This window comes from uncultured Sunxiuqinia sp., assembly GCF_963974515.1.
Lineage (GTDB): Bacteria > Bacteroidota > Bacteroidia > Bacteroidales > Prolixibacteraceae > Sunxiuqinia.
The window spans coordinates 14,102-26,024 of record NZ_CAXBDD010000006.1; the positions used below are offsets into that span (position 1 = coordinate 14,102).

Below are 11,923 nucleotides of genomic sequence, written 5' to 3' on the forward strand. Positions count from 1 at the left end.
CGATATCATCGAATGACACCATGGCAGAATTACCCACAAAGGAAAAGCGGCAATGAGAATCACGAATTCCAGGGAGTAACGGCTTTGGCTCCAAATACTTTAGCGGTAATCTTTTTGATATGCACTTTCATGATGCCCACATTGACCACTGCTGGTTTGCTGAATTTAAATTCGCGATCGCTATACTGCGCCATGGTTTTCTTTAGCATGCGGTATTTTTCATCGTAGTCATCAATCACTTCAATTTCACCTTCAACCAGCACCGATTTTGATTTTACGCGGTAGCTGCAGCCCACGCGCACGTCCTGCCAGGCCAGTTCTTCGCCCAGCGTCCAGTTGATGCATACTTTCGGGTTTTTACGAATCGTTTCCCACATCCGCCCCGACTGGGCTGAGTGCAAAATAACCGTGTCGCCATCAAGGGCAAAATTCATAGGCAGCACATAAGGCGTGTCACCATCTGACATGGCTACGTAGCAGGTTTTGCACGCTTGAATGACTTCGTTGATTTCGTTGCGGTCTTCAATAAACAGGGTTCTCATGGTCGTGGTTTTTATCGGGTAACGGTTCGGTTGCCAAGCTGAACCGACAAGTGTTTCTCCACTTTTTTTAGGTTGAGGTATTGGTTCTGAATGCTCATCACTTTTTCCATGTCGGATGCAGCGAGCTGAATTCCCTTCTCCAAATCGGAAAGCATGTTTTTCACTTTCCGGAGTTTGTATTCCTGCACAATCTTGGGGACAATCAAATCCAGGATTTCGCTTTCTGCTTCCACAAAGGCACCACCCCGTTTCCAGCGCTTGCTTTCTACGTATTTTTCCGAAAGTAAATCGCTTGCCAGCTGGCTGATTTTCTGGTCAGAATGGTGTGTAAAGAACTGCGTGGGCTTGAAGTTGGCATTCTCCAGGTTTTCACGAAATAGATCCAGAATCTGGTTAATCAACTCATTGTCTGAATACAAGCCATCATTTTCAATTTCTTCCAAAACAAAACGGCCCACCGAAATGGAAATGGTCTCTTCTGGGTTTTCCCCTTCCTCCTCAAATACTTCGGCATGAAAATATTTCAGCAGCACTCGCAGAATTTCACGTTCCTCAATCTCGCAGAGGTTCTTAATTACCTTATTTTCCTTCGGGACAACCGGCTGGCGTTGTTGGGCCGCATGCTCCCGGTATTCTTTTCTGCGGTTGTCTTCCGACTCCTGCCGCATCATCTTCCGGATTTCGGTGTAGAGAATATCTTCACCAACATCCATCAGGTTGCTACATTCCTTGATATACAAGGAGCGGGTGATTGTATCGGGAACCACGGAGATGGAACGCACAATATTGTTGATCAGCCGAGCTTTGCTCACCGGGTCGTTCTCTGTATTTTCGAGCAGTAGCTTGGTTTTGAACCGGATGAAGTCGGTTTGGTTTTCCTCAATGTATTCCTGTAGCTGGCTGGAACTCATGGAGCGGGAAAAAGAATCAGGATCTTCTCCTTGTGGAAGCAGCAAAACTTTGACATTCATGCCTTCTTCCAGTACCAGGTCAATTCCGCGGAGCGAAGCCTTGATCCCAGCCTCGTCGCCGTCGTAAATGATGGTGATGTTGGGCGAGAACCGCTTGATGAGCCGGATTTGGTCAGGTGTTAAAGCCGTTCCTGACGAGGCTACCACATTTTCGATACCAGCTTGATGAAAGGCCAGCACATCGGTATAACCTTCCACCAAATAGCACTTGTCCTGTTTGGTGATTTCGCGTTTGGCCTGAAAAATACCATACAACACACGGCTTTTGTGGTAAATTTCCGATTCGGGCGAATTGAGGTATTTGGCTGTATTTTTGTCGCTTTTCAGGGTTCGTCCGCCAAAAGCTGCCACGCGTCCGGCCACATTGTGGATGGGAAACATCACCCGCCCGGCAAAACGGTCGCGCACCCAATCTTCGCGCTTGATGGTGAGCCCGGTCTTTTCCAGATACTCCATTTTGTAGCCCTGCTGTTGTGCAGCTTGGGTGAAAATATCCTTTCCATCGGGGCAGTAGCCCAGCTCAAACTTCTTGATGATGTGATCTTGTAAACCTCTCTCGCGCAGGTAGCTCAGGCCAATGGTTCGGCCTTCGTTTTCTTCCCACACATAACGAGTGAAGTATTTTTGGGCAAAAGCCGACACGATCATCATACTTTCGCGGTCATCCTTTAGTTGCTTTTGTTGCTCGGTTTCTTCTTCTTCCTGAACGTCGACGTGATATTTCTTGGCCAGCCACTTCAAGGCCTCAGGGTACGAAAGAGCTTCGTGTTCCATGATGAAGTTGACGGCATTGCCCCCTTTTCCGCAGCCAAAACATTTAAAAATGCCTTTGGCCGGCGATACGGTGAATGAAGGTGTCTTTTCGTTGTGAAACGGGCATAATCCAAGCTGGTTGACCCCTCTGCGCTTGAGAGAAACAAATTCCGAGACCACATCTGAAATCTCGGCAGCATCCATAATCCGGTCAATTGTTGCTTGGTCGATCATAGCCACAAAAGTAGGAAAATTGACCAAGAACGAAGGGTGGTGTTGAAAAGTTCCGGCTGAAGACTTTTTTTCGGCCGAAATTCAAATTCAGCTTTTCAGGAACAAGTATTTGGAAGTCACTAAGCCGGACTTAATTCAAACTTGTGCGGGTCCATTCGGTAGACTTGCCCAGCCATTTGATACCGACCACGTATCCTTTCAGGTAGAGTTTGTTGGGATCATCTTCAAACCAACCGTAACAGTCGTAGCTTTTACCTGATTTGGGGTCGTAGATTCGGCCGCCTTGCCATTCCTGATCGTCCAGGCTGTATTTCAGGCTGCTTAATATTTGAAGTCCAACAACGGAGCGATCGCGCAAAGCCGGATCGGGATTCTCCTTATCTTTTGGCGGCCGACCGTTTTCGTATTTTTCCGGAATCATGTAAACAATGTTGCCAATAAATTGACCATTCTCTTCAACCACTTCAATTTTTGATGTCTTCTCGTCGTTCCACCAAACGCCGGTAATGTCGGATGCTTTCTGTGCCGAGACCGTGTTCAGCCAAAGTCCAAAAAGAAAAAGAATCAGGATTTTCCTCATACGTTTCGTTTTTAATAGCCGTGCGCATAAAGATAATAAGATAATGGAAGAATAAGCTAGTCAGTCTGAGATGAACTAATCCGTCAAAAAAAAGATCAGGATTCATAACAGAGAAATGAGATGTAGTCGACCACTTCGTTGGATGGAAAAACGTCGCCCGAGTTTCCCCTTCTCAAAAGTTCCATTGCGGGTTTGTGACCAGCCAATCGGGCATATTCAATCAGGGTCATAATCGGGCCATAGCCACAAGCTGAGACTTGGTGTTCCTGAACGACATCGAACAGTTTCTGCGCGTTTCTGGCTAAAATCTGATCAATGGCAAACTGGTCTTTTTTCAATCCTGTTTGTGGTGATTCATAATGTGAGAAATCGGACGAAGCAATCACCAGTACACTGTTTTCCGTTAGTGCAGTCGCTTGTTGAATTTTGGCTGCCAGGGAAACCGCGCTCGCAACGGTTTGCCGGTTCATCGTAATCATAGCCACAGCAAAGGGAGCCGCGGCATAAAGCTGAAGAAACGGAAGCTGAACTTCACCCGAATGTTCCAGCGAATGAGCTTTGTTGTTAGCCGCAATATCCAGCGCTTGCAGAAATTCCTGGTCGGCTTCTACCTGGCCCAGCGGAGTTTCCCAAAACGAGTAGGTGCTGGTGTTGTACCACCCAGTACCATAACCAGTATGGTTGGGGTTAATGATGACAATTGTATCAAAATGCTGACCACTTTGTTTCAGGATATCGTAAAAATGAATGGCCTCATAACCAGAGTAGGAGTACCCGGCATGGGGCACTATGCCGCCAATCAGCGGGCGTTCGGCCAGCCTCAGTTTGATACTGTCTTTTTCGACTTGGTACACATCCTGAACCAATTGTCTTAAATCGGACGCCGTTCCCGGATAAAAGCTACCGGTAAAAATAGAATTACGAATGGTCGTATTCATTGAGATAGTGTTTGATAACGTTGGTTTTGCAGTGTTCGCAGGCACCATGCTTATCCATCCCAACCGGAAGGATCCGATACCTGTCACGCTCAATTAGCTTCGTATTGCAATGCGGACAAAACGTATCGCCATAGTCGCCGGCAAACAGGTTGCCCAGGTACACATGGTGCAAAAAGTTCTTGGCCAGGTCGTACATCAGAAACAAGGTTTCGGCTGGTGTTGGATTCAGTTTTAACTGGTAGGCCGGAAAATACCTGGACAGGTGAAGTACCGTTGAGCTGCCAGTCTCGTTGGCAATCCACTTGCATAGGTGCTCAAATTCAACTAAATCATCATTCAATCCGGGAATTACCAAGGTCGTTAGTTCCAGATGACACGCTGAACCGGCAATTTGCTTAATCGCTTTCAAAACTGGATCCAGTTTTCCCTTGCAGTAAGACCGGTAAAATTTTGGATTGAAGGCTTTCAGATCAATATTGAACGCTTCAATCGGCCCAAGTAAGCTGCTCAGGGGTTCGGGATTGATGTATCCATTACTAACCATGACGGTATGCAAGCCGACAGCCCTGGCATTGACCGCTGCACTCAGCATAAATTCGTAGTTGACAGTAGGCTCGTTGTAGGTAAACGCCACACCAATGTTGTGGGCAGTCTGTTTGGCGAGGTCGACCAAGTCTTCCGGAGCAAAAAAATGCTGAGCTTTGCTGTCAGAGACTCCACATTGCGAGAGTGGATGATTTTGGCAAAACGAACAGTGCAAATTGCATCCCGCTGTGCCAACCGACAGAATTTTTGTCCCCGGATAGAAATGGAACAAGGCTTTTTTCTCTATTGGATCAAGGTTCATGGCCTCCAGCCTGCCATATACGTCCGAGACTAAAACGCCATTGCGGTTGATTCGTACTTGGCAGTCACCCGCATGATCTGGTTCAATCAGGCAATTGTGTGGACATAAATGGCAACTTACCTCCTTGTCTTTTGATTCGATATAAAAAAGTGCTTCGTGCATAACATCCTTGTTTTACCAGATGATTGGGGTGCAATCATACCCAAGAATTATCCTTAACAACCTATACGCAATGAAATGATAAAAGGTATTCCGATCGGACATGCCATAGAGCAATCGGAATAAAAACATGAGTAAGACCTTTTTTTTACGCCTTTTGTTGTAATATTTTCACCAGATAAATACCAATTATTTCGAAACGATACAACTTTTATACGTATGAAGCGAATTAACCTGAAAACAAACATGATCCTCTTGGCTATTTTAGCGATGTTTGCATCCATGGATAGTTACAGCCAGAAAACAAGAGAAGAAATACCGGAAAAGTATCAATGGAACTTAGGCGACTTATACGAGTCGGATGAAGCCTGGCGGCAGGCTTTTGACGATTTAGCCTCCAGGTTGGATGGTGTGGAGGAGTTTAAGGGAACCTTAACCCAATCGGCCGAAAATTTACTGAAAGCGTTGGAATTCAACAGCGAGCTTTCCAAGGAAGCTTCCAAAATCTATTTGTATGCCGGCATGAGCTCCGACCTGGACACCCGCAACATGAAGTACAACGGCATGAAACAGGAGTTGCAGTCCTTGTTCTCTAACTTTGGAGCCAAAGCAGCTTTCATTGAGCCCGAGATCTTATCGGCCGATTGGTCAACCATCGAAGGGTTCATCAAGGAAGAGCCCAAGCTCGAGATGTACCGCATGGGGCTGGAAAACATGTTTCGCACTAAAGCGCACTCGCTTAGTGAGGCTGAGGAACGAATTATGGCGCTTTCGGGTATGGTTTCCTCCGTTCCGCAAGCGGTGTATGGCACCTTTTCCAATGCCGAGATGCCCAAGCCCGAAGTGACCCTGTCTGATGGTTCGAAACTGGAGATTGGCAGCGCCGAGTATAGCCGCTACCGAGCATCGGCCAACCGCACCGACCGCGAAATTGTGTTTGAGGCTTACTGGAATAACTTTGCTCGCTTCCGCGCCAGCTACGGCGAAATGTTGAACGGGAATGTGAAAGCGGATATTTTTAGTGCACGTGCCCGGCACTATGAATCAACGCTTCAGGCATCGCTTTACCCCAATAATATTCCGGTTGAGGTGTACCACTCGCTGGTGGACAATGTGAATGAGAACCTGCCGGCCTTTCATCGATATCTTAAAATAAAAAAGCGGATGATGGGTGTGGATACGCTGAAATATTTGGATTTATATGCTCCCGTAGTTAAAGATCTGGATCTGAAATATACCTACGATGAGGGAGCTGAGATCATTCTGGAAGCGCTGAAACCACTGGGCGAAGAGTATGTGAGCACGGTGAAAAAGGCGATTGATGAACGCTGGATTGATGTGTATCCCACACCGGGAAAGCGATCAGGAGCATATTCAAACGGGTCCTTTTATGATGGACATCCCTTCATTTTGCTCAACTACAACGACCTGTATGACGATGTGAGTACCTTTGCCCATGAGTTGGGGCACACCATGCAAAGCTACTTCTCAAATAAAACGCAACCCTATCCTACGGCCCGATATGTGACTTTTGTCGCTGAAGTGGCTTCAACTTTCAACGAGGTATTGCTGTTCAACTACATGCTGGATCAGGTGGAGGATGACGATGTTCGCCTGTCGCTACTCATGGAATGGCTAGACCGGTTCAAGGGGACCTTGTTCCGCCAAACCCAGTTTGCCGAGTTCGAACTAAAAATCCACGAAGAGGCTGAAAAGGGCAAGCCACTCACCGGCGATGAGTTCTCCGAAATTTACACCGACATTGTAAACCGCTATTACGGACACGACAAGAATATTTGCTATGTAGATGATTATATCAATATGGAATGGGCCTACATTCCACATTTCTACTACAATTTCTATGTGTATCAGTACAGCACATCGTTTACGGCATCCATTTCGCTGGCCGAAAAAGTGATGAGTGGTGACACACAGGCTCTAAAAAATTACATGGACTTCCTTTCTGCCGGTGGATCAGATTACCCGATTCCCTTGCTGAAAAATGCTGGTGTGGACATGACCAGCTCGGAGCCCTTCGACAAAGCCATCGCATCAATGAATAAGGTGATGGATGAAATTGAGAAAATTTTGGACAAGAAGGAGAAAGAGTAACATCAGTTACTGATTGTCCGTTTTAAACCGGTCTTCTCTTTTGGGCGACCGGTTTTTTTATGAAGTTAAAGCAAGAGGTTTGACCCCGGAAAGCTCAACAAGACTTATAACCACGAAAGTTTCATTATCTTGGTGATCACAAAAAAACGAACAGGTATTCGCAAAATTACCTAACGTTATTAAAAGTCTTTCAGCTGTCATGAGGTGGTCATTGAGTTGTGTGGAGACGATTAATGACCAGGATGGACTATGAATGACAATAATTGACGGTCCCGACAGACCCAGAAGGCAGTAAACCGACAATCATCAAAAACAAACCGCATGAAGCCCGAAGAAAACTACATCGAAATCAACAAACAGTCGTGGAATAACAAAATAGCCAGTCACCTGCAATCCAGCTTTTACGATCTGCCGGGGTTTCTGGCTGGTAGTAGCTCGCTCAACCCCATTGAGCTGCAACTTTTGGGCGATGTTCGGGGGAAAAGCATCCTGCATCTGCAATGTCATTTCGGGCAGGATACCCTGTCATTGGGTCGCATGGGGGCACAGGTAACCGGAGTTGACCTGTCGGACAAAGCCATTGAGCAAGCCCGGCTGCTGGCCGAAAAAACCCAGGTAGACGCCTCCTTCATCTGCTGCGATATTTACGATTTGTTCAATCACCTGGACGGGCAATTCGACTTGGTTTTCACCAGCTATGGAACCATTGGCTGGCTGCCCGACCTGGATCGCTGGGCGAAACTCATTTCCAGCTTTTTGAAACCAACGGGGCGCTTTGTTTTTGTTGAATTTCATCCGGTCGTCTGGATGTTTGACAACCAATTTGAAAAAATTGCCTACAACTATTTTAAGGACGGCGCCATTGTTGAAACAGAAACTGGCACCTATGCCGACCGGGAGGCCAGGATTAGCCAGGAGTTCGTGTGCTGGAACCACAGCCTGAGCGAGGTGGTCAACAGCCTGATCCGAAACAAACTCGAAATTAATTTGCTCGATGAATTTGATTATTCTCCTTACAACTGTTTCAACAATAGCATTGAAGTTGCGCCAAAAAAGTTCCGCATCAAGCAGCTCGAAAACAAGATCCCGATGGTCTATTCCATCGTGGCAACCCGAAAGCCGTAAAGCGCCTCAGCGCTAGCCGTGTAAAACAAGGGCCTGCTTTATTCATTCGAAGTTGAAGGAAAACCGACTGTTTCATTTTATTTCCACGAAATTGGAAATGAAAATCAACCGTCAACTGAATTACCGCGATCAATTTTGAAATCGTTTCAAGTTAAGCCCAACGGGCGTTTCGGAAGAGGGACACGTTCCACCCGACTTTTCGTACCTTTGCTGAGACAAAAACTTGTTGCGAATGAATGGAGTAGTCGCCTTGAAAAGATGCCACGCCGAACCCGCAACGCAAAAAACAATATTTGATGGCAAAAGTCAACTGGAAACCCGGAACTATGGTGTATCCGCTGCCGGCGGTGCTGGTCAGTTGTGGCGAAACACCTGACGAGTATAACCTGATCACCATCGCCTGGACGGGGACCCTGTGCAGCGATCCGCCCATGTGCTACATCTCGGTAAGGCCCGGCCGCCATTCCTACGAGATCATTAAAAGAACGGGTGAATACGTGATCAACCTGACGACCGAAGAACTGGCTCGCGCCACCGATTGGTGTGGGGTACGCTCGGGCAAAAAATACGACAAATGGAAAGAAATGGGACTGTCTCCTGCATCGGCTACCATTGTAAAGGCGCCAATTGTAGCCGAAGCGCCCATCAGCATTGAGTGCAAGGTGAAAGAAATTGTACCGCTGGGTACCCACGACATGTTCATCTCCGAAGTGGTGAATGTGCTGGCCGACGAACGCTACATCGATCCCGAAACCGGTGCATTCAGCCTCAAACAAGCCGACCCGATCTGTTACATGCACGGGCACTATTTTAAGATTGGAAAGCCCATTGGCAAGTTTGGCTGGTCTGTTGAAAAGAAAAATCGCAAAAAGAAAAAAAATCGCTCGTGAACTATTCGATAAGTTTTCTGTAATATTCTGTTACAACTTACGACAGATCTTGCACAACTTTATTTACTGAGAACTTAAAAACAACAACATGAAAACACATTACAGGGTGGTGGTCACCCTTTTAGTTTTATTTACTATGATGACAACACAAGCAGAAAACAACGAGAATCCCTTACTCAAAACCTTTCAAAACATCCATCAAACGGCACCGTTTGGAGAGATCCGAAATGAGCATTTTCTTCCGGCATTTAAAGCGGCGGTTGAAGAAGCACGTGCCGAAGTGCAGGCGATTATTGACAATCCGCAACCGCCTTCGTTCGAAAACACGATTGCGGCCATGACCAAGTCGGGCGATCGCTTATCGACCATCCGCAAAATCTTCTTCAACCTGAACTCGGCCGAAACGAACGACGAAATTCAGAAAATTGCACAGGAAGTGGCGCCCATGCTTTCGGAGTTCAGCAATGACATTTCGTTGAATCCCGATTTGTTTTCCCGCGTAAAAACAGTGTACGAGCAAAAGGATATCCTGGACTTGACTCCGGAGCAACACACTCTGCTCGAAAATTCGTACCTCGGGTTCGTACGTAGTGGTGCCAATCTGAATGAGGCTGATAAAGCCCGCTATCGTGAAATCACAAGCGAGCTGTCGAAGTTGAGCCTGACGTTTTCGGAAAACGTGCTGGCCGAAACCAACGCGTTCGAGCTACATGTGACCAAGGACGAAGATCTGGCCGGATTGCCTGAGTTTGCCAAGGAAGCTGCAGCGCAGACCGCTCAGCAAAAAAACAAGGAAGGCTGGATCTTTACCTTGCAATATCCCAGCTACATTCCTTTTATGAAATATGCCGACAACCGGGAGCTGCGCGAGAAGATGTTCCGGGCTTTTTCAACCAAAGGCAATCAGGGCAATGAATACGACAACAAGGAAATCATTACCAAAGTGGTGGCGCTAAAGTTGGAGAAAGCCAAACTACTGGGATACGAATCGCATGCCGATTACACCCTGCAACGGCGCATGGCCGAAACCCCCGAACGTGTCCTCGAATTTTTGGAAGACTTGCACCAGGCTTCGCGCCCGGCTGCTGAAAAGGATTTTGCCGAAGTGGTGGAATTTGCCAAAGCCGAGGGATTTAAAGACGAGCTGCAACGTTGGGATTGGTCATATTATTCAGAAAAACTGAAAAGTGCCCGCTATGGGTTTAACGAGGAAGAGGTAAAGCCCTACTTCAAACTCGAAAATGTTATTGACGGTGTTTTCAATTTGGCTAAAACCTTGTATGACCTGGAACTGAAAGAGAATAAAGACATTCCGGTTTATCATCCCGATGTAAAAGCCTATGAGGTTTTTGATGGGGACGGAAAATTTGTTTCGGTACTGTATATGGACTTCTTTCCACGCGACGGCAAACGCTCGGGTGCCTGGATGACCGACTTCCGTGGACAATGGATGGAGGCCTTGACCGATATTCGTCCACACGTGAGTATTGTTACCAACTTTACCAAACCCACCAACACCAAACCCTCGCTGCTTACTTTTGACGAAGTGACCACCTTCCTTCACGAGTTTGGGCACGGTCTGCATGGTATGCTTAGCAAATGCCAATACGAAAGTACCGGTGGAACCAACGTATTCTGGGACTTTGTGGAATTACCTTCTCAGATTCATGAAAACTGGGCGTACGAAAAAGAGTGGCTCGATGGCTTTGCCGTGCATTACGAAACCGGCGAAAAGCTTCCGGAAGACTTGGTTGAAAAGATTATTGCCGCCAAAAACTTTCAGTCGGGTTACGCTTCGGAACGCCAACTGAGCTTGGGGATGCTTGACATGGCTTACCATACCATTACCGAGCCTTTGACGGCACCCGTTGCCGAAGTTGAAAACAACGCCATGGCGCCAACCGAGCTTTTTCCTCGGGTAGATGGCAGCCTGACCAGCACCTCTTTTGCACACATCTTTGCTGGCGGCTATGCTGCCGGCTATTATAGCTACAAGTGGGCCGAAGTGCTCGATGCCGATGCCTTTTCGGTTTTCAAAACCAATGGTATTTTCGACCGGAAAACCGCCGACGCTTTCCGCACCAATATTCTTGAGAAAGGCGGAAGTGAGCCTCCAATGGAATTGTACATCCGCTTCCGCGGACAAGAACCAACGGTTGATGCCTTACTCGAACGTAGCGGGCTGAAAGACTGAGTCGAAATGAATGATAGATTTAGGCCTGGGCAGTTCGCTCAGGCTTTTTTTGTCTACTTTTTGTTGCCTGACAACTATTTATCCTCCCTATTCAACATTTAAAACCCTTTGAACGTTTTGTTTAAAATCACTAAATGTTGAAGTACACAAATGCTATTTAAATCAAAACGATTATGAAAAAATTAAATCTACTTACCATCCTGCTTCTGGCAATATTAATGTCCTCTTCTATGTTGCTGGCTGATGAAAGGCCGGATTCAAAAGAAATCCCCATGAAAATGCCGGAGAAGGTCAAAGCGGTTGTGGACAACTCTTGTTTTGGATGCCACAATACCGATTCGCGGAATGATGATGCCAAGAAGGAACTTGATTTTAAAACCATGCACCAGCTTTCTGACATCAAAAAATTGGGAATATTGAAAGATATTGGCGAAGTGATTGAGGAAAACGAAATGCCTCCGGAAAAATTCCTGGAAAAACGTCCCGAAAAAGAACTTACAGACGAACAAAAGCAGATCTTAATCGACTGGGTAAAAAAAGAAAGCATGGCTTTGATGCATCGAAACAAATAAAAGCTG

10 protein-coding genes are annotated in these 11,923 nt (G+C 46.6%); 5 read left to right on the forward strand and 5 right to left on the reverse strand.

The features are described from left to right. Positions 1 to 59 precede the first annotated feature (59 nt). The 5 genes from AAC033_RS02975 to amrS form a co-directional block, all read right to left on the reverse strand. Positions 60 to 542, reverse strand: a complete 483-nt coding sequence (locus AAC033_RS02975) for a pyridoxamine 5'-phosphate oxidase family protein (RefSeq protein ID WP_339735228.1) — start codon at positions 540 to 542, stop codon at positions 60 to 62. Positions 543 to 553: 11 nt separating this feature from the next. Next, a complete protein-coding gene (dnaG, locus tag AAC033_RS02980; RefSeq protein ID WP_339735230.1) occupies positions 554 to 2,500 on the reverse strand; it encodes a DNA primase in 1,947 nt (648 codons plus the stop codon). A gap of 130 nt (positions 2,501 to 2,630) precedes the next feature. Then, positions 2,631 to 3,080: a DUF2147 domain-containing protein gene (locus AAC033_RS02985; protein ID WP_339735232.1), complete on the reverse strand. Its 450-nt coding sequence runs from the start codon at positions 3,078 to 3,080 to the stop codon at positions 2,631 to 2,633. A 95-nt stretch (positions 3,081 to 3,175) separates the two neighbouring features. Then, entirely contained in the window at positions 3,176 to 4,018 is an 843-nt protein-coding gene (gene amrB, locus AAC033_RS02990) for an AmmeMemoRadiSam system protein B (RefSeq protein ID WP_339735234.1), read from the reverse strand. Beyond that, the gene (gene amrS / locus AAC033_RS02995) at positions 3,999 to 5,027 is read right to left on the reverse strand and encodes an AmmeMemoRadiSam system radical SAM enzyme (protein ID WP_339735236.1); all 1,029 of its coding nucleotides are present in this window, start codon (positions 5,025 to 5,027) and stop codon (positions 3,999 to 4,001) included. Before amrS ends, amrB begins: the two co-directional genes overlap by 20 nt. Positions 5,028 to 5,243: 216 nt before the next feature. On the opposite strand from amrS, the gene pepF reads away from it, so the two are divergent. From pepF to AAC033_RS03020, 5 genes are all read left to right on the forward strand, one after another. Next, positions 5,244 to 7,136 carry an oligoendopeptidase F gene (pepF, locus tag AAC033_RS03000; RefSeq protein WP_339735238.1) on the forward strand — a complete coding sequence of 631 codons (1,893 nt, stop codon included), beginning with the start codon at positions 5,244 to 5,246 and terminating at the stop codon, positions 7,134 to 7,136. Between the two features lie 321 nt (positions 7,137 to 7,457). Next, entirely contained in the window at positions 7,458 to 8,261 is an 804-nt protein-coding gene (locus AAC033_RS03005; RefSeq protein ID WP_339735240.1) for a class I SAM-dependent methyltransferase, read from the forward strand. Between the two features lie 296 nt (positions 8,262 to 8,557). Beyond that, positions 8,558 to 9,151 carry a flavin reductase family protein gene (locus AAC033_RS03010; RefSeq protein ID WP_339735242.1) on the forward strand — a complete coding sequence of 198 codons (594 nt, stop codon included), beginning with the start codon at positions 8,558 to 8,560 and terminating at the stop codon, positions 9,149 to 9,151. 88 nt (positions 9,152 to 9,239) lie between these two features. Beyond that, positions 9,240 to 11,345 (forward strand): M3 family metallopeptidase, encoded by a 2,106-nt coding sequence (locus tag AAC033_RS03015; protein WP_339735244.1) that lies wholly within the window; start codon positions 9,240 to 9,242, stop codon positions 11,343 to 11,345. Between the two features lie 173 nt (positions 11,346 to 11,518). Continuing rightward, on the forward strand, positions 11,519 to 11,917 hold the full coding sequence (locus tag AAC033_RS03020) for a heme-binding domain-containing protein (RefSeq protein ID WP_339735246.1): 399 nt from the start codon (positions 11,519 to 11,521) through the stop codon (positions 11,915 to 11,917). Positions 11,918 to 11,923: the final 6 nt, after the last annotated feature.